Origin of the sequence: Nonomuraea sp. NPDC049714 (assembly GCF_044465295.1) — a bacterium.
Classification (GTDB): Bacteria; Actinomycetota; Actinomycetes; order Streptosporangiales; family Streptosporangiaceae; genus Nonomuraea.
The window spans coordinates 294,116-319,214 of the sequence record NZ_JBITLM010000007.1 but is presented as its reverse complement, the minus strand read 5'-3'; the positions used below and the strand labels follow the sequence as shown (position 1 = coordinate 319,214).

Genomic DNA, 25,099 nt, shown 5'->3' with positions numbered 1-25,099 from the left:
ATCGACCTCTTAAGATGCAGCCAGGATCTGGCTGACGTAGCGTGCCACCGCGCGCACGGCGCCCATCGTCACGGGGTAGTCCATCCTCGTGGGGCCCAGCACGCCGAGCCGAGCCAGTTGGTTGTCGCCTGAACCGTATCCCGTGGCGACGATGGACGTGCCCACTAGTCCGGTGTAGGCGTTCTCTGATCCGATGCGCACGGTGAGAGCGGACGGTGTGTCTGTGGACGTCTCGCCGAGCAGCCGCATGAGCACGACCTGCTCCTCCAGCGCCTCGAGCACGTCGCGCAGCCCGACGCTGAAGCCGGCCCCCGCGAGGTTGGCCGCGCCGGCGAAGACGATCTTCTCGTCGTGGCGTTCGACGAGCGTTTCGAGCAGCACCGACAGGATCGTGGCCACGACGGGCCGATCCTCGGCCGGCAGCCGCTCGGGCAGGTCGGCCACCAGGTCGGGCACATTGCCCAGCCCGCAGCCGTCCAGGCAACTGTTGAGCACCGCGCGCAGGTGCGCGATGCGGGTGTCCTCCACCACTTCGGGCAGCTCGATCACGCGCTGCTCGACGCGGCCGGTGTTGGTGATCAGCACGAGCATGACGCGCCGCTCGGCGAGCTGGACCAGCTCGACGTGCCGCACCGTGGAGCGGGTGAGCGTCGGATACTGCACCACCGCGACCTGCCTGGTGAGCTGCGCGAGCAGCCGCACCGTGCGGGTCACCACGTCGTCCAGGTCCACCGCGCCGGCCAGGAAGGTCTCGATGGCCCTGCGCTCGGCTCCGGACAACGGCTTGATCTGCGAGAGCCTGTCGACGAACAGGCGGTATCCCTTGTCCGTCGGCACCCGGCCGGCGCTGGTGTGCGGCTGGGTGATGTAGCCCTCCTCCTCCAGCGCGGCCATGTCGTTCCTGACCGTCGCCGGGGAGACCTTCAGGTTGTGGCGCTCCGCCAGCGCTTTGGAGCCCACCGGTTCGTTGGTCGACACGTAGTCTTCGACAATGGCGCGGAGCACCGCGAGTTTACGATCGTCGAGCACGTGAGCACCTCCTACCGCTGCCTTCCGGGAAACGACAGGTCTAGCACTCTGTGTTCCCGAGTGCCAAGTGTACGGCTCTCACTCACAAGGTGCGATAACGCCGTGGGCCCCAGGCTGCTGGCGCAACGTCGACCACACCCGTCACACTTGTAACGTGACGGACAATTCACACCCTCAGTCATATGGTCCCCCGTCAGAGCCCGGGCATTCCCCGGGGGAGACACCCCAGGGACAACCACCCCCGTACGGCCCGCCGCAGCAGTACGTCCAGCAGCAGTACGGCCAGGCGCCTCCCTTCGACCAGCAGGGCCGGCCCCCGCAGGGGCAGCCCTTCGACCCACGGGCCCAGCCGCCGCAGTACCCACAAGCCCCACCCCCGCAGTACGGCCAGCAGCCGCAGTTCGGCCAGTACGGCAAGCAACCGCAGTTCGGCCAGCAGTACCCGCCGGGGTCCGGGCCGGGAGTGAACTCGAAGACCCTCAGGCCGCAACTGCGGTGGATCGGCGTCTCCTGGGGCGTCGCCGCCCTGTGCATCGCCGCGGGCGTCATCCTCTTCGTCAGCGGTTTGCTCAGCAGCGTCGACAACGTCGCGCCGACCAGGACGTTCGCCGCCGGCGAGCGAGTCACCGTCGCCCTCGACCCGGCCCAGAGCCCAGTGCTCTACCTCACCAGCCGCACGCGGGTGCGCTACGAGTGCCAGATCGCCAACAGGGCGAAGCTCCTGCCCGTCTCCGGCGTCCAAACCCTCACGGTGAACGGCACGAAGTGGCAGCAGATCCTGCGGATCGACGCACCCTCCGCAGGTGACTACCAGGTCACCTGCACCGTCACGGAGGGCGCGAGCGCGCGGTTCGGTGTCGGCCGGGACATCTCAAGCGCCGTGGGCGGCGCCCTGGGCGGGGTGGTCGTGCTGGTGGCCGTCCCTGGAGTCGGCATCCTGGCCGCGATCATCGTGACGATCGTGGTCCTGATGCGCCGCAGCAGCCAGCGTAAGCGCCTTGCGGTCAGCGCGTGATTTGCTACGGTCCCCCGTGTGTACGAGGGTGATGTTCTAGCGGGAAACTGGCGGCGTCCGGGCCGGGGCAAGATCCCGAAGGTGCCGGCCGAGCGCGATCTGGTCGTGGAGGACGCCGACAGCGGCTTCTGCGGCGCGGTGGTCGCCTGCGACAAGGAGGCGGTCACGCTGGAGGACCGTTTCGGCAAGCGCCGGCTGTTCCCGCTCGACCCCGCCGCGTTCCTGCTGGAGGGCAAGGTCGTGACGCTGGTACGGCCACAGGCGGTGCCCGACGGTGCCCCGAGGCGCAGCGCCTCCGGCTCGATCGCCGTGGAGGGGCTGCGGGCCAGGGTGGCCCGGCAGAGCCGCATCTACGTCGAAGGGGTGCACGACGCCGCCCTGGTGGAGAAGATCTGGGGCCACGACCTTCGGGTGGAGGGCGTCGTGGTCGAGTATCTCGAAGGCGTGGACGACCTGCCGGAGATCGTCGAGGAGTTCGCGCCCGAGCCGGGCCGGCGGCTCGGCGTGCTGGTCGACCACCTGGTGCCCGGCTCCAAGGAGAGCCGCATCGCCGCCCGGGTGACCTCCCCGGACGTGCTCGTGGTCGGCCACCCGTACATCGACATCTGGCAGGCGGTCAAGCCGTCCTCTGTCGGCATCCCGGCCTGGCCGGACGTGCCGCGCGGGGTCCCCTGGAAGGAAGGTGTGATCGCCGCGCTGGGCTGGCGCGTGGAGCCGGCCGACGCGTGGCGGCGCATCCTGGGCTCCGTCTCAAGCTTCGCCGATCTGGAGCCCGAGCTGCTCGGCCGGGTCGAGGAACTGATCGACTTCGTTACGGAGACACCATGAGCCACGATCCGCAGCCCCCGCCGGACGACGACGCGACGCGCCGCATCACCGCCTCCGACGTCCCCGGCGCCCAACCCCCGGCCCCGCAGCCCGACTCGGGCCCCCAACCGACCCCCGACCCCGGCACGGGGTCCGGCACGGGGTCCGGGCCGCAGGCGCGAGGCCCTCAGTCCGGGCCACAGTCCGGGCCACAGTTCCGCCCTCATTCGGGCCCGGAGCATGGCCTGCAGTATGGCACTCAGCCTGGCTCCCAGCCCGTGCAAGGACCCCAGCCAGGCTACGGTGGGCCACCTCCGCCGCCTGGTTACGAGCCACCGCCGTCCTACGGCCAGCAGCCCCCGCCTGGTTACGAGCCGCCACCGTACGGCTATGGCCAGCAGCCTCCGTACGGTCAGCAGCCGCCGTACGGCTACGGTCAGCCGCCGCCTGGACAGCAGCCGCCGCCGTACGGCTACGCGGCGCCGCACGGCCGCCAGGAGCCGTACGTGCCCGGACGGTACGGTCCCCGCCCCGGCACCGACGACAACACGATGGCCATGATGGCCCACCTGCTCGGCCTGTTGGTCTCGTGGGTCGGCCCGCTGATCCTCTACCTGGTCAAGAAGGACGAGTCCCCCTATGTCAGGGACCAGGCCGCCGAGGCGCTCAACTTCCAGATCACCGCGTTCGCCGCCTACATGATCACCGGCATCCTGACGATCGTGGTCATCGGCATCGTGCTGCTCCCGGTCGTCTGGATCGTGGCGCTGATCTTCCAGATCCAGGCCGCCATCTCCGCCAACCGGGGCGAGAACTACCGCTATCCCATCTGCATCCGCCTGATCAGCTGAGCAGGTCGCGTACCAGGGCGTCGGCCAGCAGCCGTCCGCGCAGGGTGAGCACCATCCGGCCGGCCTTGAACGCCTCGACCTCCAGCAGCCCGTCGGCCAGGGCCGAGGCGACGCGCGGACGGGCGGCGGGCGCGACGTCGGCGAGCGGGTAGCCGGTGTCGAGCCTGAGCTCCAGCATCAGCCGCTCGGTGTCGCGGTCCTCGCCGGTCAGCTCCTCGCGCGCGTGGGCGGGTGAGACGCCCTCGGCCAGGCGCTGAGCGTACGGGGCGGGATGTTTGACGTTCCACCAGCGGGTGCCGCCGACGTGGCTGTGCGCGCCGGGGCCGACGGCCCACCAGTCGCCGCCGGTCCAGTAGAGCAGGTTGTGGCGGCAGCGCGCCTCGTCCGAGGTGGCCCAGTTGGACACTTCGTACCAGCGGAAACCGGCCTCGGCCAGCATCGTGTCGGCGATCAGGTAGCGGTCGGCGGCGACGTCGTCGTCGGGCATCGGCAGCTCGCCCCGGCGGATCCTGGCCGACAGCCGGGTGCCCTCCTCGACGATCAGTGAGTAGGCCGAGACGTGGTCGGGCTCGGCGGCGACGGCGGCGGCCAGCGAGGCGCGCCAGTCGTCGTCGGACTCCCCCGGCGTGCTGTAGATCAGGTCGAGGTTGACGTGCTCGAACCCGGCCTTGCGCGCCTCCAGCACGGCCTGGGCGGCCCGGCCCGGCGTGTGCTGGCGGTCGAGCACCTTCAGCACGTGCTCGCGGGCGCTCTGCATGCCGAAGCTGACCCGGTTGAAGCCGCCTTCGCGGAGTCGCTCCAGGTAGCGCTGGTCGACGGACTCGGGATTGGCCTCCGTGGTCACCTCCGCGCCGGCCTTCAGCCCGAACTCGGCGTCGATGGCCGCCAGGATCCGGGACAGGTCCTCGGCCGGCAGCAGTGTCGGCGTGCCGCCGCCGAAGAACACCGTCTCGACCGGAAGGTCCACGTCACCGAGGACCCGCCGCGCGAGGCGTACCTCCTCGATGGCGGTGTCGGCGTAGTCGCGCTGGGAGGCGCCGGGGCCGAGCTCGGTGGCGGTGTAGGTGTTGAAGTCGCAGTAGCCGCAGCGGGTCACGCAGAACGGGACGTGCACATAGAAGCCGAACGGCCGCTCACCGAGACCGAGCAGGGCACTGTCGGGCAGCTCGCCGGAGGCGGGCGCGGGATCGCCGTCAGGCAACGTGGAGGGCACGCTACCAGTGTGCCCGCTGCCATTGACTGCCCGATCCCGTGGCCCTACGATCCGGACAACTTATAAGAAAGTTTCCTATAAATTCATGCTCCCCGGGAGGCGCCCCCCGTGAAGAAGATCCTCATCGCCCTCTCCCTGTTACTCGGCCTCACGGCGGTCCCGCTGCCCGCCCAGGCCGATACGAGCACGCACGACCGCTTCAAACGGGTCGCCTACTTCATCCAGTGGGGTGTGTACGCCCGCAACTACCACGTCAAGGACATGGACACCAGCGGCGCCGCCGCCAAGCTCACCCACATCAACTACGCCTTCGGCTTCGTCAACCCCGAAGGCGCCTGCTACTCGGCCGACCCCTGGGCCGACTGGCAGCGGCCCGTCCCGGCCGAGCAGAGCGTGGACGGCGTGGCCGACGAGCCCGGTCAGGCGCTCAACGGCAACCTCAACCAGCTGCGCAAGCTCAAGGCCAAGCACCCCGGGCTCAAGGCCCTCATCTCGCTCGGCGGCTGGACCGGCTCGAAGTACTTCTCCGACGCCGTGCTCACCCCCGAGTCCCGCGCCGAACTCGCCCGGTCCTGCGTCGACCTGTGGCTGCGCGGCAACCTCCCCGGCCTCGAACCGGGCGCGGGCGCGGGCGTGTTCGACGGCATCGACCTGGACTGGGAGTGGCCGGGGTCGGCCGGCGCCGAAGGCAACATCATCCGGCCCGAGGACAAGCGCAACTTCACCCTCTTCGTCGAAGAACTCCGCGCCCAGCTCACGGCGTTCTCCGCCGAGGCGCAGCTCACCGCCTTCCTCCCCGCCGCCGCTGCCAAGATCGACTCCGGTTTCGAGGTGCGGCGCGTCTTCAGGCAGCTCGACTTCGCCACCATCCAGGGGTACGACCTGCGCGGCAGCTGGGAGACCCGGACCGGGCACAACGGCAACCTGTTCACCGACCGCCGCGACCCCAACGAGGTCCGCTACAGCGTCGACCAGACCGTCCGCGACTATCGTGAGCGCGGTGCCCCGGCCCGCAAGCTCGTCATCGGCGTCCCCGCGTACGGGCAGGGCTGGACCGGCGTCACGGCCGGCGGCAACGGTTTGTACCGGCCGGCCACCGGCCCTGCCCCCGGCAAGTGGGCAGCGGGCGTCGAGGACTACAAGGACCTGGTGACCAAGCCCGGCAAGCGCCACCGCGACCTGCGCACCGGCACGATGTGGTTGTACGACGGCAACGAGTTCTGGTCCTACGACGACCCGGCGGTGCTGCTGCAGAAGGCGGCGTACATCCGGCTCAAGGGCCTGGGCGGCGCGATGATGTGGTCCATCGACCAGGACGACTCCCGAGCCTCCCTGACCTCGGCCCTCCACGCGGTCCTGAGATGAGCCGGCACTCCCGCTGACGGCCCGCCCCACACCCGCTGCGGGCCCCGGCACACCCGCTGTTGGCCCGTCGCGCCCCCTGACGGCCCAGCACTCCTGTTGAGGACCCGTCGCTCCTCGCGCGGACACGCACGCGCCAGTGTCCGCGCGAGGCCCAGCCCCTACGGGGGCGTGGCGTTCAGCGGGGAGGCGTTGAGCTGGGAGTCGGTGTCGAAGTCGGCGAGTTGTAAGAGCGTCTCCAGGGCCGCCTGGCGCGCCTCCTCGACCGACCCTCCCCGCTCGCCGAAACAGTCCGCCGCCACGTCGAGCAGGGCCGTCACCACGGCGGCGTCGGGCATCGGGACGTCCACCACGACCTTCCCGTCCGCCCCCACCTCGGCGGGCATCAGATGCAGCCGGATCAACCGCCGCGCCTCCTCCGCCACGGCGACCCCCAGAACAGCGGCACGCTCGAATCGCTCAGCAGCAATCATGTCACCCTCCAGTCGCACAGGTGTTCGGGTTCAAAAGCTAGCCGCCGCCACCGACAGAATCCCCGGCGCCGACGGCGATCCCGGCCTCCCCGACGAGGTGGCCCGGCGGACCGCGACCCCTGCCGCCCCGACGAGGTGGCCCGACGGACAGCAGCCCCTGCCGCCTCGGTGAGGTGGCTAGGCTCGGGACATGCACGACATGACCATCTCTGTCAGAGGTCTCTCCGTGGAGCTCGGCGGCAACCCGGTCCTGCGCGACCTGGACCTGACCGTCGCCCCCGCAGAGCTGGTCGCCGTGGTCGGCCCCAACGGATCGGGCAAGTCGACCCTCCTCCGCTGCCTGGCCGGGCTCCTGCCCGCCACCGGCGGCACGGTGGAGGTCTTCGGCGCGCCGCCTGTAGACGAGCCGGCCTTCTGGCGGCGGGCGACGCTGGTGAGTGAGGAGCCGGCCTGGTATCCGGGCCTCACCGCCCGCGAGCACCTGGAGCTCACGCACACGGTGCACGCCGGACCGCGCCTGACCGTGGACGCCGCGCTGGAGCTGTTCGACCTGGCCGTGCGCGCCGACGCGCCGCCGCTGAACCTGTCCACGGGCCAGCGCCAGCGCCTGCTCCTCGCCACCGCGCTGCTGCGGCCCAGCGAGCTCCTGCTGCTGGACGAGCCGGAACGCGGCCTGGACGCCGCCTTCCGCGAGCGGCTGGCCGTACTGCTGGAGGAGTACACCGCCGGAGGCGGCACCGTCGTCATGGCCACCCACGACACCGCACTCGCCGCGCGCGCCCGCCAGGTCACCCCTACCGGCGGCCGGCTGACCGCATGACGGCACGCACGCGCATGACACCGAACACCGCCAGTCGACACCCCCACACCACGAGGAAGGCCACATGAGCGCTCACCCTCTCGGCTCCGTGCGCGAGGTGCGGGCATTCGTCCGGTCGCGGCGGCGTGTCTCCCCCAGCCTGAGCGACCGCTACACCTCCGGGTTCATGCTGGCGCTGCTGGCGGCGGTGCTGGGCCGGCCCCTCTCGGGTGCGGTGGAGGGGCTCGCCGGTCAGGCGGATCTGACCCGGATGGGAGCGGGGGTGGCGCTGCTGGCGCTGTCGCTGGCGGTGGGCCTGGCCGCGGCGCGGGCCCTGGGGCCGGTCACGCTCCCCGCGTCCGACGCGGCGTGGCTGGTGCTGACGCCGCTGGATCGGCGAAGTGTGCTGGGCCGCTCGGCGCGGGTCCTGGCGCTGGTCGCGCTGGTGGCGGGCGGCCTGCTGGGGCTGGGCCTGGTGGCCGTGCTGGGCGCGCCCGACCAGCTCGGGTGGCGGCTCGTCGGCGCGCTGGTGCTGGGCGTCTCCGCGAGCGCGGGAGGGATGGCGCTGGCCGTGCTCGGCCAGGCGTCCCAGACGTGGCACGCGTGGCTGTCGGTGGCGCTGGTGGTGCTCCTGGTCGTGGCCGTGGCCGCGGCGTTCGGGCCGGTGCGCGCGCCGCTCGCCGCCGTCGCGGGTGCGCCGGTGACGGCGGTGGCCGCCGCCGCGTCGGGCGCGGCGCTGTTCGCCGCTCTTCTGGTACGGCGTGCGTGGACGATGCTCGGCCGGATTCCCGCCAGGTCCCTGCTGGCCGCCTCCACGAGGGCCGGGCATGTGGCGACGGCGGCGGCGGTGCTGGATCCCGGCGCGCTGGCCTGGATCGCCGAGGACAACCACTGGCGGGGCCGCAAGCTGCGCTCGGCCCGCTGGCCGTCGATGCCCGCGCCGCTCGCCATGGCGTGGCTGGACTGGGTCCGGCTCGCGCGCCGTCCGGGGCGGCTGGCGGTGGTGGCCGCCTGCGCCGCGCTGCCCGCCGTGCTCGCGCAGGCGGGCGGTGGCAGCGCCCTGGTGGGGGTGACCGTACTGGCGGGAGGGCTGGCGGTGGCCGCCACCGGCGTGTCCGGCACGCGCAGGGACCAGGACAATCCGGCGCTGGCCCGGCTGCTCGGTGTGGGGACGCGTCCGGCCGTGCTGGCGCGGGCCCTGCTGCCCGCGCTGCTCAGCGGCCTCTGGATCGCGACGGCGCTGGCGGCCGCAGGGTTGGTCCAGCCCGCAGGCGTGGGCGCGCTGTGGCTGTTCGGGCCGCTGGCCGCCCCCGTGCTGGCGGCGGCGGCCCTGAGGATGGCCAGGAGGGCGCCGGTCGACCATGCGATGCCCGTCATCGACACTCCGGGCGGCGCGATCCCGACCGGACCGGTGCTCTGGGCGCTCACCGGGGTCGATCTGGCGCTGGTCGGCTGTCTACCCGCCTTCGTGGCCCTGACGGCGCCGCCCGCCGGCCTCGCCGCCCTGCTGGCCGCGCAGGCGGTGACAGGCGCCGCCGTGCTCGTCACGTACGTACTGCGCGCCCGCCCGGCCCGGCCCCGGTAGGCACCCCCGGCGCCGGGAAGGAACTACTTCTTGGCCTTGTCGGCGCCGCCGTCGGTCGACAGGGCGGCGACGAAGGCCTCCTGGGGCACCTCGACGCGACCGACCATCTTCATCCGCTTCTTGCCTTCCTTCTGCTTCTCCAGCAGCTTGCGCTTGCGGGAGATGTCGCCGCCGTAGCACTTGGCCAGGACGTCCTTGCGGATGGCGCGGATGTTCTCGCGGGCGATGACGCGGGCTCCGATCGCGGCCTGGATCGGCACCTCGAACTGCTGCCTGGGGATCAGCTCGCGCAGCTTCTTGGCCATGTCGACGCCGTAGGCGTAGGCCTTGTCCTTGTGCACGATGGCGCTGAAGGCGTCGACCGCCTCACCCTGCAGCAGGATGTCCACCTTGACCAGCTCGGACTCCTGCTCGCCGGCGGGCTCGTAGTCCAGCGAGGCATAGCCTCGGGTGCGGGACTTGAGCTGGTCGAAGAAGTCGAAGATGATCTCGCCGAGCGGCAGCGTGTAGCGGATCTCGACGCGGTCCTCCGACAGGTAGTCCATGCCGAGGAGCTGACCGCGCCTGCCCTGGCAGATCTCCATGATCACGCCGATGAACTCGGCCGGGGCCAGGATCGTCGACTTGGTGACCGGCTCGAAGACCTGTGCGATCTTGCCGCCGGTGGGGAACTCCGACGGGTTGGTGACGGTCAGCTCGCTGCCGTCCTCCATGACCACCCGGTAGACGACGTTGGGCGCGGTGGAGATCAGCGTCAGGTCGAACTCCCGCTCCAGCCGCTCACGGATGATCTCCATGTGCAGCAGGCCCAGGAAGCCGACCCGGAAGCCGAACCCGAGCGCGGCCGAGGTCTCCGGCTCGTAGATGAGGGAGGCGTCGTTGAGCTGGAGCTTGTCGAGCGCCTCGCGCAGCTCGGGATATTGGTCGCCGTCGATCGGGTACAGGCCGGAGAACACCATCGGGCGGGGATGGTCGTAGCCGGCCAGCATCTCCTCGGCGGGCTTGACGACCGTGGTCACGGTGTCGCCGACCCGCGACTGCCGGACGTCCTTGACGCCGCTGATGAGGTAGCCGACCTCGCCGACGCCCAGCCCCAGGTCGGACGGCTTGGGCTCGGGCGAGATGACGCCGATCTCCAGCGTCTCGTGCGCGGCCTTGGTGGACATCATGAGGATGCGCTCGCGCTTGCCCAGGTGGCCGTCGATCACCCGAAGGTAGGTCACGACGCCCCGGTAGGTGTCGTAGACGGAGTCGAAGATCAGCGCGCGGGCGGGCGCCTCGGCGTCGCCGATGGGCGGCGGAACGGTCTGGACCACGTGGTCGAGCAGCTCGCGCACGCCCACGCCGGTCTTGCCCGACACCCGCAGCACGTCGGACGGGTCGCAGCCGATCAGGCCGGCCAGCTCCTCGGCGAACTTCTCCGGCTGTGCCGCGGGCAGGTCGATCTTGTTGAGCACCGGGATGATGTGCAGGTCGTTGTTCATCGCCAGGTAGAGGTTGGCCAGCGTCTGCGCCTCGATGCCCTGGGCGGCGTCGACCAGCAGGATCGCGCCCTCGCACGCCTGCAGCGACCGGGACACCTCGTAGGTGAAGTCGACGTGGCCGGGGGTGTCGATCATGTTGAGCACGTGCCCGTCCCAGGGCAGCCGCACGGCCTGCGACTTGATCGTGATGCCGCGCTCGCGCTCGATGTCCATCCTGTCGAGATACTGAGCGCGCATGGAGCGGTCGTCCACCACCCCGGTGATCTGCAGCATCCGGTCGGCAAGGGTCGACTTGCCGTGGTCGATGTGCGCGATGATGCAGAAGTTGCGGATCAACGCGGGGTCGGTCTGGCCAGGCTGAGTGCGCACCGAAGTCCATTTCGACAGGGTTGAGGTCGAGCAGTCTTTCATGGTGACATGCCCGGGTGATTGCCCGAACCGTCATCCGCCGTGGCCTGCGCGTCCTCGCGCTTGCCTTGGCCGTCCTGGTCGCGCTGGTCGTCGTCATCGCCGGCGCGTTCCGCCTTCAGTTTACCGGCGCGCCGGAGGGCTGGGCGAAGAGCACCGGCAATGACGCCCTGTGGCTGGGTCACATGTGGGTCGACGGCCGCCGCACCGAGCAGGACGTGGCGCGCCTGGCGGCCCGCCTCCGCCCCACAGGCATCAAGGACCTGTACGTCCACTCCGGCCCGTTCACGATGGATGGCCGCTTAGATCCAGCCAAATACCCCAACGCCGGAAATTTCGTCAAATGGGTGAAGAAAGAGCTACCCGGCACCCGCGTCTCCGCCTGGCTCGGCCAGAAGGTGGACCACGGACGACTCGACATGACCGACCCGAAGGCCCGTCAGAACATCCTGAACGGCGTCGCCGCCATCATGAAGACCGGCTACGACGGCATCCACTACAACTTCGAGCCCCTGAGCGACGGCGACACCGACTTCCTCGACCTGCTCGACCTGACCAGGCAGCACACGAGCCTGCTGTCCACGTCGACCCCGCAGATCGAGCCGTACCCACTGATGCGCGTGGCCGCCAGAGCCGCGATCGACCACGACAAGTACTGGTCCCAGGGCTACTTCAAGCAGGTCGTCGACCGCGTCGACCAGGTGGCCGTCATGTCCTACGACTCCGGCATGCCCCTGCAGAGCCTCTACGGCGGCCACGTCGTACGGCAGGCGGCGCTCGCCCTCGACCTGGTCCCGGAGGCCAAGAGCGTCGTCATCGGCGCCCCGGCCTACCACGACCACGGCGTCCCCTGGAGCGACGCGGCCGAGAGCGTCGCCCTGGCGGCCCAGGGCGCCAAGCTGGCCCTGTCGGACCACGGCAGGCGCGAGCGGTTCGGCCTGGCGCTCTACGTGGATTTCGCCGCGACCGAGCAGGACTGGCAGGAATACTCCGCCGGGTGGCTATCCTGAAAGGCCACAACCCTGGGCGTTGATTTGAGCAGCCTCCCGGGTTATTGATACTCTGTTCACTTGCGTGTGGCGCGCCCTCTCATCGAGCCCGCGCGCCCATCCATCACCCAGACTTTCACCGAGGCTTCTTCGTGGCGAACATCAAGTCCCAGATCAAGCGCAACAGGCAGAACGAAAAGGCCCGTCTGCGCAACAAGCATGTCAAGTCTTCGCTGAAGACCGCTGTCCGCAAGTTCCGCGAGGCTGCCGAGCAGGGCGACCTTGAGCAGGCCGCGACGCTGCAGCGCGCCGCGTCCCGCGAGCTCGACAAGGCAGCCAGCAAGGGCGTCATCCACAAGAACCAGGCCGCCAACCGCAAGTCGGCGATCGCCAAGCAGGCCGCGGCGCTCTCCGCCAAGTAGGTCTGCTCACCGGAGCGCCGCACCCCCATCCGGGTGCGGCGTTTTCTGCTGTCTGGACTTGGTGACTTTGTCACGATTTCGATATCACGTGCGCATCGCCGCAGCGTATCGGCTGCGTCTCCGTTGAAACGATCTCCTTGCCCTCTCCGGCTTCCCTCCCCGATGGTTCGAGTATCGGGGTGAAGGGGGTCGCATGCGGGGGCCGTTGGTCGTCAAGCGGGCGTTCAGCGAGCCGTTGCTCCTGCTGGCGGCGTTCTGCTCGATCCTGCTCGCCACCACCACCCTGGTCGCGCTGACGATGTACGCCTCCTCCATCGCCGAGGCGGGAGTGCGCCGGACGATGGAGACCGCGCCGCTGAGCCAGGTGGCCGTCACCGTCGGCGCCCCCGTGACGGCCGAGACGTTCCAGGATCGGGACCGGGCCGTGCGATCCCAGGTGGCCGCGGCCTTCACCGGCGCCGCCGCCGAGATCTCCACGAGCTTCCGCTCCGACTCGTACGTGATGCCCGGCCAGGAGCGCCGCGAGGTGCCGGAGCTGCTCAGGTTCGGCAGCTACGACGACCTCGGCGAGCACGCCAGGCTGATCTCCGGCGCCTGGCCACGCCCCACCACAGGCCCAGGCGACACTGTCGAGGCCGTGATCTCCCTGTCCGCGGCGTCGGCGGCCGGGTTCGAGACCGGCCGGGAGATCACCGTCGAAGGCCGCCTCGACCGCCGGCCGGTCAAGGTCCGCATCACCGGGGTCTTCCAGCTCGACGACCCGTTCGGCGACCGGTGGGCCGGTGAGCAACTGCTCGGCCGGGGCGTCGAGACGGGCGAGTTCACCACGTACGGCCCGCTGACGGTGGCGCGCGAGACGTTCCTGGCCCGCTTCGCCACGAACGTCAGCGCCACCTGGACCGCCGTCCCCGACCTGCGGAAGCTGACGCCCGAAGGGCTGCGCCCGCTGGCCGCCGGGGTGGCCGAGCTGCCCGAGGCGCTCAAGGCGAACGGCTGCCCGGCCTGCACCTCCGTCACGCGCCTGCCGGACATGCTCACCCAGCTCGACACCGCCTCCCTGGTGGCCCGCTCCACCATGCTGATCCCGGTGCTGCAACTGCTGCTGCTGGCGACGTACGCGCTCATGCTGACCGCCCGGCTGCTCGCCGACCACCGGCGGATGGAGGTCGCGCTGCTGCGCTCGCGCGGCGCGGGCACGCTGAGCCTGGCCACGCTGGCGGGCGGTGAGGCGCTGCTGGTGGCCGTCCCGTGCGCGGTCGCCGCGCCGTTCCTCGCGCCGCCGCTGCTCTCGCTGGTCCATGCGCTGCCGTGGATCGATGCCTCCGGCGTCCGGCTCGCGCCGGCGGCGGATCTGGGCACGTTCCTGGTCTCGATCGCGGTGGCGCTGGCCTCGGCCGTGCTGCTCATGCTGCCCGCCCTGACCGGTGCTCGCCGTACCTATGTCGAGGAGCAGACCTCGCGCGGTCGCGGCGGCGGGCGCGGCCTGATGGAGCGGGCGGGCGCCGACGTCGCGCTGCTGGTGGTGGCGGCGCTGGCCATCTGGCAGCTGCGGCACTACGGGGCGCCCGTCACCGGCACCGCGGGCGGCGCCCTCGGCATCGACCCGCTCATCGTCTCCGGGCCCGCGCTGGCGCTGCTCACCGGCGGCATGCTGGGCCTGCGGCTGGTCCCGCGCATCTCCAGGCTGGCCGAGCGGCTCACCACGAGGCGGCCGAGCCTGGCGCCCGCGCTCGGCGCGTGGCAGGTGAGCAGGCGCCCGCTCCGGTACGCCGGGCCCGCGCTGCTGCTGACCATGGCGATCGCGATCGGCATCGTGTCCATGGCGACGGCCTCCACCTGGCGCACCTCCCAGCTCGACCAGGCACGCCATCAGGCGGGCGCGGACCTGCGGCTGTCCGGTCCGCCTGACGGGCCGGAGCTGGGCACGTTCGGCCGGGGCAGCGCGTTCGCGGCGCTGCCGGGCGTCACGGCCGCCTCGCCCGCCTTCCGGGGCCAGGCCGACGTCGGCGGCGACACCGCCACCCTGCTCGGCCTGGACGCCGGCAAGCTGACGCGGATCTTCCAGCTGCGTCCCGACCTGTCGGCGCGGTCCGTGGACGAGATGGCCCGCGCGCTGGGCGCGAGCCGCGCCGGCGCCGGCGCGCTGGAGCTGCCCGGCGAGCCCGCGACGCTCACGGTGGAGGCTCATCTGGACCGTGAGCTGCCGTTGCGCGTACAGATCTCCGACGCGCTCGGCGTCTGGCGCGAGCTGCCGCTGACCGCGCGCGGTGCGGACCGGCTCGGCGTGGACCTCAAGGCGCCGGCGGGCCGGAGCGGGAAGATCACCTACCCGCTCTCGGTCCGCGGCTTCGTCGCCACCCCGCCGGAGAAAGGCGCGGTGAACGTCAGGCTGACCCGCCTGAGCGCCGACGGCCGTGACCTCGGCGCGCCCGAGGTCACGCTACGGGCGACGGGCGCCCATCCGGTCGTGGCCGCCTTCGCCCCGCTCCCCGCGCCCGGCCCCCTGCCGGTGGTCCTGACCGCGGATCTCGCCGCCGCGAACAAGCTCACGGTCGGTCAGACCGGGCAGATCAACCTCGACCGCCGGGTCATCGACGTCAAGGTGGCCGGGATCGTCGACCAGATGCCCACCACGGAGCCCGGCCGGCCCGCCGTCCTCGCCGACTGGGCCGCGCTGCAGGCCCACGGGCAGGCGGCGGGGCAGCCGCCCCGGCCCGCCACCGAATGGTGGCTCGCGAGCGAAGGCGGTGACACCGGCCCCGCCCACGCGGCGCTCAAGCGCAACCCGGAGTGGGACGTCACCGCCGTCGACCAGCGCCGGCTCGCCACGGAGCTGCGCGACGACCCGCTGGCGAGCGGCCTGCAGGGCGCGCTGATCCTCGGCTTCGCGGCCGCGCTGTTCTTCGCCGTCCTCGGCTTCGTCGTCAACGCCGCCGTGGCGGCCCGCGAGCGGATGGCCGAGTTCACCATCCTGCGCGCGCTCGGCGTCAGCTTCAGGCAGATGTTCGGGCTGCTCGCCGTCGAGCAGGCGTTCGTCATCGGCCTGTCCCTGGTCGCGGGCACCGCGCTCGCCGCCGTCGTGGGCGGCCTGGTGGTCCCGCACATCGTGCTGACCGGGCAGGCGTCGGCCGTGACACCCGGCGTGCTGCTCGACATCCCGTGGGCGGCGACGGCGGTCATGCTGGCGCTGGTCGCCGCCGTGCTGTTCGCCATCGTCGCCGGGCTGGCGCGCAGCCTGCGCGGACAGGGGCCCGGACAGGAGCCCGGTCAGGTGCTGCGGATGGGAGAGTCCCAGTGAGGCTTCTGCTGCTCGCCCGGGTGCATCTCGGCGCGGTGGCCGTCCTGCTCCTGCTCACGCTGAGCGCGTGCCTGCTCGTGTCGGGCCTGCCGAGAGTGATGCAGGCGGCCTTCGACCAGGCACTGCGCGAGTCACTGGCCACCGCGCCCGCCCAGCACGCGGACCTGACCGCGGTCCTGAGATCCAACGGCGGCGACCAGGACCTGCGCGAGCCGGCCCTGTTCCAGGTGCAGGACGAGCGGCTGCGCACGCTCGTGCCCGCGCCGCTCAACGGCCTGCTCGCGCCCGCCGGCCACGCCAGCGCCAAGACCTACAACACGCCGGTGTACGCATCGGGCGGGCGGACGTTCGTCAACCTCGGCTGGCTGTCCGACGGCGACCGGCGGGTCGACTGGGTCGAGGGCAGGGCGCCGCGCGAGGTGAGCCAGATGCGCTGGCGCGGGACGACCATCCCGCTCTTCGAGGTCGGCGTCGTGGGCGAGGCCCGGGACAGGATGGGGCTCGGCCTCGGCGAGACGAAGATCCTCGGTGAGAGCGACTACGCCGCCATCAAGATCGTCGGTATCTTCAGGGCCAAGGACGCCGCCGATCGCTACTGGAGCCACAACGGCGACATCCTGAACGTCCGCCAGGTGCAGCAGACCGGCAAACTGGACCTGGAGTGGTACACCACCGCGCTGATCCCCGACGCCGCCCTGACCAGGCTCTCCGGCGATGACCGCAACCTCTCCTACCAGTGGGTCCTGCCGATCGACCACCGCTCGGCCGGCGCGCTCGACGTCCCCGGTTACGACGCCGCGGTGGACGAGTTCGAGCGGCTGATGAGGCTGCAGCCCGGCGTCTACGCCGGAAGCACGCTGTCCACCGGGCTGCCGACGCTGCTCGGCGAGTTCCGGACCGCGCTCGCCACCGCGCAGACCATCATGTTCCTGGTGCTCGGCGGGCTGCTGGTGGTCTCGCTCGGCGTGATCGTGCTGGCCGTGCGGCTCCTGACCGAGCGGATGGACCACGGGCTCACCCTGACGCGGGCGCGTGGCGGCTCGTTGCCGCAGGTGGCGGGGGCCGCCGCCGGACTGACCGGGCTCGCCGTCGCGCCCGGCGCCCTGGCCGGATACGCGCTGTCGTACCTCTTCCCCGGCCCGATGCTGCCGCTCGTGCACCTGGGGCCGGTCGTGGTGGTCGGCACGGCGGTCGCGTTCGCCGCCGCACGGGTGGCCGTCACGCACCGGGCCCCGCTGCACGAGCGGCGCGACGACGTGGTGGCCGCCCGCCCCTCCGCCCGGCGGATCACCCTGGAGGTGCTGGTCATCGGCCTCGCGCTGGCCGGGGCGTACCTGCTGCGCACGCGCGGGCTCACCACCCAGGTGGCGCAGGACGGGCAGGATCCGTTCCTGCTGCTGGTGCCGCTCGCGCTCACGCTGGCCGCCGCGCTGATCACCATGCGCTGCTATCCGTACCCTCTTCGGCTTCTCGTACGGCTGACGGCCCGGACGCGGCCGGCGGTGCCCTTCCTGGGGCTGACCCGGGCTGCCAGGGCGCGTTCGTTCAGCGTGCTGCCGGTGCTGATCCTGCTGCCGGCGCTGGGCGTGTCGGTGTTCGCGTCGGTGATCTCCAGCGGGGTCGCCGGCACCCAGGGGCTGGCGGCGTGGCAGAGCGTGGGCGCGCCCGTCAAGATCACGTCCGAGCGTGAGCTGCCCGCCGACGTGGTCGAGCGCGTCCGCCAGGTGCCCGGCGTGACGCGGGTGGTGCCCGCGCAGACCGCCACGGTGCAGGTCGGCCACACGGCCGAACGGGCCGAGATCATCGCGGTCGACCTGGCGCGGTGGCGGGAGCTGCTCACGGGCACGCCGATCAGCCTGCCCTCGGTGCCCGCCGCCTCCTCCGGCATCCCGGCGCTGGTCTCGCAGGAGCTGCACGGGCGCGGCACGTTCGAGATCGGCTGGCAGTCACGGCTGCGGATCACCACCCAGGGCGTGATCCCGGCGCTGCCCGGCTTCTTCACCGAGGGCAAGTTCATCGTCGTGCCGTTCGACGTCAACCAGCGGCCGGTGGTCAACACTCTGCTGATCAGCGGCGACGCCCAGGAGACCGCGCTGGCGCGGGTGGTCCCGCAGGGCCGGGTCGAGTCCCGGGCCGGGGCGCTGGCCGCCATCCAGCACGACCCGCTGACCAGCACCGTGAGCGGAACGCTCCTCGTGGTGACGGTCGCGCTGGCCGGCTACGCGCTGGTCGCGGTCGTCATCACGCTGGTGATCGGCGCCGCTGACCGGGCCAAGGCCCTGTCGTTCCTGCGCACCCTCGGCCTGTCCGACCGGCAGGCCGAGCGGCTGACCGTGCTGGAGATCCTCCCGATGATCGTCGTCACCGCACTGGCCGGCCTCGCACTCGGCCTGGGTCTGCCCGCCGCGCTCGGGCCCGGCGTCGACCTGTCCGCCTACGCGGGCGGCCTGCCCGTCGGCGACTACGAGCTCGACCTGGTCACGCCGACCGCGCTGGCCGCCGGGCTCGCGGTCGTCGCCGTGCTCGGCGCCTACGCGCACACCGCCATCAGCCGCCGCCGCAGCCTCGGCGCCGTACTCAGAGTGGGTGACCTGACTTGAACCCGACCCTGTCCGAACTGGAGGCGCAGGCCGGCGAGCGCAAGGCCGCCTTCGGCGGCGACGCGCACATCGTCTGCGACAACCTGGTGCGCATCTACAAGACCGAGGGCGTGGAGGTGGTCGCCTTGCAGGGGCTCGACCTGCTCGTCCAGAAGGGCGAGCTGCTCGCCATCGTGGGCGCGTCCGGCTCGGGGAAGTCGACGCTGCTGAACGTGCTGTCCGGGCTCGACGTCCCCACCGCCGGGCTGGCCAAGGTGGCGGGCATGGACCTGCTCGCGATGACCGCCAAGGACCGGCTGCGTTACCGGCGCGAGGTGGTCGGATTCATCTGGCAGCAGACCGCGCGCAACCTGCTGCCCTACCTGTCGGCGCGGGAGAACGTCGAGCTGCCCATGAAGCTCGCGGGCAAGGCCCGCCGGGGCCGGGCGGCGGAGCTGCTGGAGCTGCTGGGCGTCGGCTACTGCGCCGGCCGGAAGGCGCCCGAGATGTCCGGAGGCGAGCAGCAGCGCGTCGCCATCGCGGTCGCGCTGGCCAACTCGCCGCAGCTCATCCTCGCCGACGAGCCGACCGGCGAGCTCGACAGCGAGACGTCGGAGGAGGTGTTCGACGCGTTGCGCAAGGCCAACAGGGAGCTGGGCGTGACCGTGGTCGTCGTCACCCACGACCCCCTGGTGTCGGAGCAGGTGGACCGCACGGTCGGCATCCGTGACGGGCGGACCAGCAGCGAGACGCTCAGACGCGAGGACGCCGAGGGTCAGATCATCGCCGAGGAGTACGCCGTGCTCGACCGCGTCGGCAGGCTCCAGCTCCCCCGCGACTTCATGAACGCCCTCGACATGGAACGCCGCGTACGCCTTGAGCTGGAAGCCGACCATATCGGGGTATGGCCGGCACGAGAGGAGCCCTCCGATGAGCAGTGAGCCCCTGGTCGTCGTCGAAGGACTGCGCAAGGTCTACCGCAGCGGCCCGCAGGAGGTCGTCGCCCTGAGGGAGGTGTCCTTCGAGGCGTTCCCCGGCGAGCTGATCGCCATCCGGGGACGGTCCGGATCGGGCAAGACCACCCTGCTCAACCAGATCGGCGGGCTGGACAAGCCTGATGCCGGGCGGGTGCTCGTGGCCGGGCACGAGGTGACCGCGATGGCGGAGAACGACCTGCTGGCGCTGCGGCGCGACGTGGTGGGGTTCGTGTTCCAGTCGTTCGGGCTCATCCCGGTGCTGTCGGCGGCCGAGAACGTCGGCGTCCCCATGCGGCTGGCGCGCACGCCCGTGCCGGAACGGGACAAACGCGTCCGCATGCTGCTCTCCCTCGTCGGCCTGGAGCAGCACGTGAATCAGCGTCCCTACGAGCTGTCCGGCGGCCAGCGGCAGCGCGTCGCCATCGCCCGCGCGCTCGCCAACCGTCCCCGCCTGCTCATCGCCGACGAGCCGACCGGGCAACTCGACTCACAGACCGGACGACAGATCATGCACCTGCTGAGAGCCCTGGTCCGCAGCGAGGGCGTCACCGCCCTGGTCGCCACCCACGACCCGAACCTGATCACACTCGCGGACCGGGTCCTGGAGATCGGCGACGGCGTCCTGCGCGAGACCGCCCTGCAGGAGACCTGACCCCCGAGGCGGCTGCGGTCAGCGGCCGGTGCGGCTCGCCACGATGACCTGGACGGTGTGTTCGAGAGCGTAGGCGGGGTCGGCGCCGCCGCCCTTGACCTGCTCGTCGGCGTCGGCGACTGCCTGCATGGCCTGCGAGAGCCCTTCTGGACCCCAGCCGTTCAGCTGCCGCTTGACCCGGTCGATCTTCCACGGCGGCATCCCCAGGTGGCTGGCCAGCTGCCCACCACGCAGATTACGAGGCGCGCCCCCGACCTTGGCGATGGACCGCAGCCCGCCGGCCAGCGCGCTCACCAGCAGCACCGGGGCGACCCCGGTGCCGAGCGCCCAGCGCAGCTGCTCCAGCGCCTCCCCCAGCCGCCCCTCGACCGCCGAGTCCGCCACGTTGAACCCGGTGACCTCGGCCCGCCCCTTGTGATAGCGGGCCACCGCATTGAGGTTGATGGTCTTGTCCTGCGTGTCGAACGCCAGCTGGCTGCAGGCCGCCGCGAGCTCCCGCAGATCATTGCCCACCGCGTCGAGCAGCGCCTGAGCCGCATCTGGCGCGATGCTACGGCCGGCCCTCTTGACCTCGCTCTTGACGAAGTCGAGCCGATCCCCGGCCTTGGTCACCTTGGTGATGGTGACCACCTTGGCGCCGGCCTTCTTGACCCCGTCGACCAGTGCCTTGCCCTTGGCCCCTCCCGGATGCGCCAGCACGAGGACGACGTCGTCGGAGGGCTGCTTGGCATAGGCCAGGACCTCGGCGCTGACATCCTTCACCAGATCCTGTGCCGACCGGATCACCACCACGATCCGATCCCCGAACAGGGAGGGCGACGTCAGCTGGGTCAGCTCACCGGTCGTCACCTTGGATCCGACCAGATCGTGCACCTCCGCCCCGTCTCCCCCGGCCCGCGCCGCCGCGACGACGGCGGCCACCGCCCGCTCGGCCAGCAACTCCTCGTCGCCGACCACCAGGGTCACAGGTGCTGGATCGGTTCCCGCCATGTCAGGCAGCATGCCACGCCCCACCGACAACCCGGAACTCACCCTGGTGAGTCGTGTGGTCGTACTGGATGGAACGCGCGGCGGGACCGCCGCCGGCCGCCACGCAGCACGCCTAGCGGAGCCGCAGTCCTTCGATGACGAGCCCGACCATGCGGCGCGCGTCGTAGCGAGGGCTTTCGGCCCCGATGCAGAGATTGCCGATGCCGCGCATCAGAACGAGGGCGTCCATGTCGGGGACGATCTCGCCCGCTGTGGCGGCGGCGTCGAGCAGGTCCGCGCAGACGGGGACGAGGAGGTCCAGGAAGTAGGCGTGCAGCGTCTGGAACGCCTCCTGGTCGGACTGCAGCGCCTCGGCCAGGCCGTGCTTGGTGACCAGGAAGTCGACGAAGAGGTCGATCCAGCTCGCCAGTGCGGCGTGCGGTGTGGCGCTCTCCGCCAGCAGCGCCGGGCCTGCGTCGGCACACGCCTGCACCTGGTGACGGTAGACCGCGACGATGAGATCGGCCCGTGTCGGGAAGTGGCGGTAGATCGTGCCGACGCCGACGCCGGCCTTGCCGGCGATCTCCCGCACCGGGGCGTCGACGCCGGAGGCGACGAACACCGAGGCGGCCGCGTCCAGCAGCGCCTTCTCGTTACGCCGGGCGTCAGCCCGTCTCCTCGGAGCCACCGATTCGCCACTGGCGCCGGCCATCGTCCACTCCCGTCTTGCAAAACGGAACACTGTTCCGTATATTCCAGTCGGAACCAAGTTCCGCATTGACAGGATGCCAGCCCGGCAGGCCGATGCCAAGTCGCGAAGGAACAACCATGCACGCAATGCCAGAGCCCACGCCGGTCGTCTCGGTGCACCCGACCACGCTGCCAGCGCCGGATCGCGGCGAGGATCTGCGGGTACGGATCTCCGCACCCGTGACCGGCCACGAACTGCCCGTCATCGTCTTCTCCCACGGTTTCGGCCAGTCCGCGACCGGCTACGCCCCGCTGGCCGACTTCTGGGCCTCCCACGGCTTCGTCGTCATCCAGCCCACCCACCTCGACTCGCGGACGCTGAACCTCCCGTCTGACGACCCGCGTACACCACTCATCTGGAAGCTCCGGGTCGACGACCTGAAGCTCGTTCTCGACCGACTCGACCTCCTGGAGACGTCCGTCCCCGGCCTCGCCGGACGCCTCGACCGCACCCGCATCGCCGTGGCCGGGCACTCCTGGGGCGCCCAGACGGCGAGCACCCTGCTGGGAGCCCGGGTGCTCAACGCCGACGGCACCCCCGGCGAGGACATGTCGGACCCACGGATCAAGGCCGGCGTCCTGCTGGCCGTGACAGGCACGGGAGGAGCCGACCTGTCCCCGTTCGCGGCCGAGCACTTCCCCTTCATGAGCCCGAGCTTCACGGACATGACCACCCCGGCCCTCATCGTCGCAGGCGACCAGGACGACTCCCCGCTGTCGCTCCGGGGGCCGGACTGGTTCACCGACGCGTACCACCTGAGCCCGGCCGGCAAGAGCCTGCTCACCCTGGCCGGGGCGGAGCACTCGCTCGGTGGCATCTCCGCCTACGAATCCACCGAGACGACGGACGAGAGCCCCGAACGGGTCGCCCTGATCCAGCGCCTCACCTGGGCCTACCTTCGCGACACCCTCGGCCTCAAGGACTCCACCTGGCCGGCTTCGGTGGACAGCGCTTTGGGCCACCTCGACTCCAAATAGAACCCACGCCACCGGACCGGGTGAACGCGCTCTCGCAAACTGCTCAGTGGGCCCAGCCCCACACGCCCGCAGCACGCTACCCGGCCCACCGTGACCTTCGACTACTGCGGCTCACCGAAGCCCCGATCACCAGTCGCTCCTCGCTGGGAAGTCTCCGCCTCGGACTGAGCCGGTTATCCGATCCCGATGACGCCGTCTACGGACACCCGCGTCCCCCTCGGCACGACCTCCGAACCTGCCAGCCCGCACGGGCAGGACACGCCGCATGGGCACGACGGGCATGCAGGACACGGGCTGGGCACCGGATGGCGTGCGGGCGGAAAGGAGACCTTGTCCTTTGAACCGGCCAGACCGGACGGACTACGCCGTGAACACGTTGGAAACCCATAGAGGTTCCCGCAGCTCTAGGTGCGGCCGTAGTCCTCATCGGTGATCATCTACCATCGGGGATCACCCGGTTGGGTTGCAGCGGACGACCCGGCATCCTCCAGGCCGCAGGCCGCAGGCCGCACGACGCTCTATGCTGAGGCCCTCGCTGATCATGAGATGTGAGGGGTTCCGTGCTCCCGTTACCGCCCCTCCTCCCGCTGCGGCTCGTCATCGTGTCCGCCTTGGCCGCGCTGGCCGCCCCCGCTCTGCGGACAACGTGGTGGTACCTCCCTGAGGGGCCCGTCTTCACGGCAGAGGGTTTCACCTGTCCCTTGAGCGCCGAACCATACGCGAGCACCGACGTCGACTGGCTCCTGGCGATCAACTGGCCGACAATCTCGGCGGAGCTGAACGGCCGGCCGACCGGTGTGATGGCCCTCGCTCTGGCCGCCGTCATCGCGCTGAGGGGCCGGTGGAGCGCGATCGCGGCGTGGGCGGGGGCCGGGCTCTTTCTCGTGGGCGCGGTGGTGTTCTCGATCCCGTTCGCGATCGAGGTCGTCGAGGTCGGGTGCCGTGAGACGATCCGGTTCTCCCTCTGGGACGCCGTCTGGTTCGGCCCCTTCCTGAACTATGTGACGGGGGCCGCGCTGCTTGTGACCAGCGCCGCCTTCGCCCGCGAGGTTCGAGGCGACGCGCCGTTGGGGGCCGACCACCTCATCAATCCAGCGGGATGACAGGCCTGACGAGGGTGCCGCGTGTGTGCGGGCGTTTCGCAACGAATTCGCCGTGTTCGGGGTCGCGATAGGCACTTGCCTGAATCAACCACTTGGTGAACCAGGGTTCGCCACCGCACTCGGCACCACCGCCGTCGGCGCCGCGGACCTCGCGGCGGTCGGCGGTCAGTTCCCACTTGTAGGGGTTTTGGGCCATGTGCAGTCCTGACAGCGTCGGCGATGCTCCGGCCACGCGGACGCCGTCGGGCATGACCAGGGTGTTGCCGTCCTCAAGCCATCGGGTCGGCATGCGATCGCCCCAGGGGAACAGGCTTCGTGCGCCGAATGCGTAGGCGTGTTCCCATTCATTGGGAGTGGGCAGACGTCGGCCGGTCCGTCCCAGCTCATCGGTGATCGTGTCGTAGGTGGTGTGGGCCGCCAGCCACGCCGCCGTGGGTTTTCCGCCTGGGGCGAAGCGGACTCTGCCGTGGGTGCCCGTGTCGGTTTCGGGCAGGATGAGATCGTCGACGAGTTCCTGGTATCCAGGCTTCCACTTCTGGATGAGCGCGGTGATGATCGGGTGATCGAGGGGAGCCTCACTCACACCGGCCTCGTCAGCGTGCACTGCGGCGAGGAACGCCTTCACATGCGCAGCACGGGGGCGCGAGGTGATCGCGGCGATGTGTTCGCGGATCCCGTCGACAGTACTGTCGGTCCGGCGGGCGAGGGCCTCAGCTCGGTCATCCGGCTCAAGGTCGGCGGACTCGGGGAACAGATCCAACGCTGCGTGGCTACCGAGATAGGAAAGAACCTCCTCGTCGGTCGGCGTCCAGGATTCGGGGTCGAAGCCGAGCTGAGCGTGTCCGCCGGGGACGAAGGCGAACGACCTCCCGTCGACCTCGATGATCGCGTTGTAGGCGGTTCGTCCGGCGAATTCGTGCAGGTGGACGGACGTGACGACACCGCCTACGGCCTGAGCGGTAGCCTCGGCCGTGGCTGCAGCCGCCTTTCGGTCGAAGTGGAGCCACTCGTCGAGGGTGATATGGGCGGTCGACATGCTGCCGAGTATGCCGGAACCGGCCTCACCGTTGGTGATATCGAATGTGCGGACTTCGCAGGTGATGTGCTGTCCCATCGAGACGATCTCGGACGGGTCCTCGCATCTGCGCCAGGACGGCTCGGGCATGGTGATGAAGCCGACGCCGGGGAAGACGGGATGCCTCGGCCCGTCGTCCGGATCGACGAAGATGACGAAACTCTCGATAGCCGCCACGGTGCCGAACAAGCGCTGTCCCGGTCGCAATGCCTTGGGAACGCCCAGAGTGGGGGGTTCTCGGCGGCTGATCGGGAGAGCAGGACGTGCCCGCCCTGAGAATC

General features: G+C 71.0%; 21 protein-coding genes. 14 read left to right on the top strand and 7 right to left on the bottom strand.

The annotated features are described in order from the left end of the window. Nucleotides 1-9: 9 nt before the first annotated feature. On the bottom strand, nt 10-1,029 hold the full coding sequence (gene hrcA, locus ACIBQX_RS27630; protein WP_397009391.1) for a heat-inducible transcriptional repressor HrcA: 1,020 nt from the start codon (nt 1,027-1,029) through the stop codon (nt 10-12). 154 nt (nt 1,030-1,183) lie between these two features. Between hrcA and ACIBQX_RS27625 the strand changes: the two genes are divergently transcribed. From ACIBQX_RS27625 to ACIBQX_RS27615, 3 genes are read left to right on the top strand one after another with little or no spacing between them, the layout of a single operon-like run. Further along, complete coding sequence (locus ACIBQX_RS27625) at nt 1,184-2,044, top strand: hypothetical protein (RefSeq protein WP_397009389.1); 861 nt, start codon at nt 1,184-1,186, stop codon at nt 2,042-2,044. Nucleotides 2,045-2,062: 18 nt separating this feature from the next. Beyond that, entirely contained in the window at nt 2,063-2,872 is an 810-nt protein-coding gene (locus ACIBQX_RS27620) for a DUF3097 domain-containing protein (protein WP_397009387.1), read from the top strand. Next, a complete protein-coding gene (locus tag ACIBQX_RS27615) occupies nt 2,869-3,702 on the top strand; it encodes a DUF4870 domain-containing protein (protein WP_397009385.1) in 834 nt (277 codons plus the stop codon). Before ACIBQX_RS27620 ends, ACIBQX_RS27615 begins: the two co-directional genes overlap by 4 nt. Here the strand turns inward: ACIBQX_RS27615 and hemW are convergent. Then, nucleotides 3,695-4,915, bottom strand: coding sequence for a radical SAM family heme chaperone HemW (gene hemW / locus ACIBQX_RS27610; RefSeq protein WP_397009383.1), 1,221 nt, complete (start codon nt 4,913-4,915; stop codon nt 3,695-3,697). The genes ACIBQX_RS27615 and hemW overlap by 8 nt on opposite strands. A 108-nt stretch (nt 4,916-5,023) precedes the next feature. Here hemW and ACIBQX_RS27605 point away from each other — a divergent pair, with 108 nt between their 5' ends. Then, on the top strand, nt 5,024-6,280 hold the full coding sequence (locus tag ACIBQX_RS27605; protein WP_397009381.1) for a glycoside hydrolase family 18 protein: 1,257 nt from the start codon (nt 5,024-5,026) through the stop codon (nt 6,278-6,280). A 158-nt stretch (nt 6,281-6,438) separates the two neighbouring features. Here ACIBQX_RS27605 and ACIBQX_RS27600 read toward each other — a convergent pair whose 3' ends face one another. Continuing rightward, nucleotides 6,439-6,750: a hypothetical protein gene (locus ACIBQX_RS27600; protein WP_397009379.1), complete on the bottom strand. Its 312-nt coding sequence runs from the start codon at nt 6,748-6,750 to the stop codon at nt 6,439-6,441. 190 nt (nt 6,751-6,940) lie between these two features. Here ACIBQX_RS27600 and ACIBQX_RS27595 point away from each other — a divergent pair, with 190 nt between their 5' ends. Both ACIBQX_RS27595 and ACIBQX_RS27590 read left to right on the top strand, forming a co-directional pair. Further along, nucleotides 6,941-7,570, top strand: a complete 630-nt coding sequence (locus tag ACIBQX_RS27595) for an ATP-binding cassette domain-containing protein (protein ID WP_397009377.1) — start codon at nt 6,941-6,943, stop codon at nt 7,568-7,570. Nucleotides 7,571-7,634: 64 nt separating this feature from the next. Continuing rightward, nucleotides 7,635-9,134, top strand: coding sequence for a DUF6297 family protein (locus ACIBQX_RS27590; RefSeq protein ID WP_397009375.1), 1,500 nt, complete (start codon nt 7,635-7,637; stop codon nt 9,132-9,134). A 23-nt stretch (nt 9,135-9,157) separates the two neighbouring features. Here ACIBQX_RS27590 and lepA read toward each other — a convergent pair whose 3' ends face one another. Further along, a complete protein-coding gene (gene lepA / locus ACIBQX_RS27585; RefSeq protein WP_397009373.1) occupies nt 9,158-11,029 on the bottom strand; it encodes a translation elongation factor 4 in 1,872 nt (623 codons plus the stop codon). Between the two features lie 14 nt (nt 11,030-11,043). On the opposite strand from lepA, the gene ACIBQX_RS27580 reads away from it, so the two are divergent. The 6 genes from ACIBQX_RS27580 to ACIBQX_RS27555 all read left to right on the top strand — a co-directional run bounded on the left by ACIBQX_RS27580 (nt 11,044) and on the right by ACIBQX_RS27555 (nt 19,943). Then, entirely contained in the window at nt 11,044-12,036 is a 993-nt protein-coding gene (locus tag ACIBQX_RS27580) for a hypothetical protein (RefSeq protein ID WP_397009371.1), read from the top strand. 131 nt (nt 12,037-12,167) lie between these two features. Then, on the top strand, nt 12,168-12,437 hold the full coding sequence (gene rpsT, locus ACIBQX_RS27575; RefSeq protein WP_397009369.1) for a 30S ribosomal protein S20: 270 nt from the start codon (nt 12,168-12,170) through the stop codon (nt 12,435-12,437). A 193-nt stretch (nt 12,438-12,630) separates the two neighbouring features. Beyond that, entirely contained in the window at nt 12,631-15,735 is a 3,105-nt protein-coding gene (locus ACIBQX_RS27570) for an FtsX-like permease family protein (RefSeq protein ID WP_397009367.1), read from the top strand. Continuing rightward, nucleotides 15,732-18,335: an FtsX-like permease family protein gene (locus tag ACIBQX_RS27565; protein WP_397009365.1), complete on the top strand. Its 2,604-nt coding sequence runs from the start codon at nt 15,732-15,734 to the stop codon at nt 18,333-18,335. The genes ACIBQX_RS27570 and ACIBQX_RS27565 overlap by 4 nt, the downstream gene beginning before the upstream one ends. After that, the gene (locus tag ACIBQX_RS27560) at nt 18,332-19,255 is read left to right on the top strand and encodes an ABC transporter ATP-binding protein (protein WP_397009363.1); all 924 of its coding nucleotides are present in this window, start codon (nt 18,332-18,334) and stop codon (nt 19,253-19,255) included. Before ACIBQX_RS27565 ends, ACIBQX_RS27560 begins: the two co-directional genes overlap by 4 nt. Continuing rightward, nucleotides 19,245-19,943 carry an ABC transporter ATP-binding protein gene (locus ACIBQX_RS27555; RefSeq protein ID WP_397009361.1) on the top strand — a complete coding sequence of 233 codons (699 nt, stop codon included), beginning with the start codon at nt 19,245-19,247 and terminating at the stop codon, nt 19,941-19,943. The genes ACIBQX_RS27560 and ACIBQX_RS27555 overlap by 11 nt, the downstream gene beginning before the upstream one ends. Nucleotides 19,944-19,961: 18 nt before the next feature. Here the strand turns inward: ACIBQX_RS27555 and holA are convergent, their stop codons facing one another. Both holA and ACIBQX_RS27545 read right to left on the bottom strand, forming a co-directional pair. Continuing rightward, complete coding sequence (gene holA / locus ACIBQX_RS27550; protein WP_397009359.1) at nt 19,962-20,933, bottom strand: DNA polymerase III subunit delta; 972 nt, start codon at nt 20,931-20,933, stop codon at nt 19,962-19,964. Nucleotides 20,934-21,045: 112 nt separating this feature from the next. Continuing rightward, nucleotides 21,046-21,624 carry a TetR/AcrR family transcriptional regulator gene (locus tag ACIBQX_RS27545; RefSeq protein WP_397009357.1) on the bottom strand — a complete coding sequence of 193 codons (579 nt, stop codon included), beginning with the start codon at nt 21,622-21,624 and terminating at the stop codon, nt 21,046-21,048. A 116-nt stretch (nt 21,625-21,740) separates the two neighbouring features. Here ACIBQX_RS27545 and ACIBQX_RS27540 point away from each other — a divergent pair, with 116 nt between their 5' ends. Further along, nucleotides 21,741-22,640: an alpha/beta hydrolase family protein gene (locus ACIBQX_RS27540; protein ID WP_397009355.1), complete on the top strand. Its 900-nt coding sequence runs from the start codon at nt 21,741-21,743 to the stop codon at nt 22,638-22,640. Between the two features lie 701 nt (nt 22,641-23,341). Continuing rightward, nucleotides 23,342-23,743: a hypothetical protein gene (locus ACIBQX_RS27535; protein ID WP_397009353.1), complete on the top strand. Its 402-nt coding sequence runs from the start codon at nt 23,342-23,344 to the stop codon at nt 23,741-23,743. Here the strand turns inward: ACIBQX_RS27535 and ACIBQX_RS27530 are convergent. Continuing rightward, complete coding sequence (locus ACIBQX_RS27530) at nt 23,727-25,007, bottom strand: hypothetical protein (protein WP_397009351.1); 1,281 nt, start codon at nt 25,005-25,007, stop codon at nt 23,727-23,729. The two genes, ACIBQX_RS27535 and ACIBQX_RS27530, sit on opposite strands and share 17 nt — an antisense overlap. Nucleotides 25,008-25,099: the final 92 nt, after the last annotated feature.

Excerpts from the sequence above, each read along its gene's own strand:
- ACIBQX_RS27595 (WP_397009377.1), top strand. The coding sequence starts at position 6,941 with ATGCACGACATGACCATCTCTGTCAGAGGTCTCTCCGTGGAGCTCGGC.
- ACIBQX_RS27555 (WP_397009361.1), top strand. The coding sequence starts at position 19,245 with ATGAGCAGTGAGCCCCTGGTCGTCGTCGAAGGACTGCGCAAGGTCTAC.
- holA (WP_397009359.1), bottom strand. The coding sequence starts at position 20,933 with ATGGCGGGAACCGATCCAGCACCTGTGACCCTGGTGGTCGGCGACGAG.
- lepA (WP_397009373.1), bottom strand. The coding sequence starts at position 11,029 with ATGAAAGACTGCTCGACCTCAACCCTGTCGAAATGGACTTCGGTGCGC.
- ACIBQX_RS27590 (WP_397009375.1), top strand. The coding sequence starts at position 7,635 with ATGAGCGCTCACCCTCTCGGCTCCGTGCGCGAGGTGCGGGCATTCGTC.
- ACIBQX_RS27615 (WP_397009385.1), top strand. The coding sequence starts at position 2,869 with ATGAGCCACGATCCGCAGCCCCCGCCGGACGACGACGCGACGCGCCGC.
- ACIBQX_RS27570 (WP_397009367.1), top strand. The coding sequence starts at position 12,631 with ATGCGGGGGCCGTTGGTCGTCAAGCGGGCGTTCAGCGAGCCGTTGCTC.
- ACIBQX_RS27545 (WP_397009357.1), bottom strand. The coding sequence starts at position 21,624 with ATGGCCGGCGCCAGTGGCGAATCGGTGGCTCCGAGGAGACGGGCTGAC.
- ACIBQX_RS27600 (WP_397009379.1), bottom strand. The coding sequence starts at position 6,750 with ATGATTGCTGCTGAGCGATTCGAGCGTGCCGCTGTTCTGGGGGTCGCC.
- ACIBQX_RS27540 (WP_397009355.1), top strand. The coding sequence starts at position 21,741 with ATGCACGCAATGCCAGAGCCCACGCCGGTCGTCTCGGTGCACCCGACC.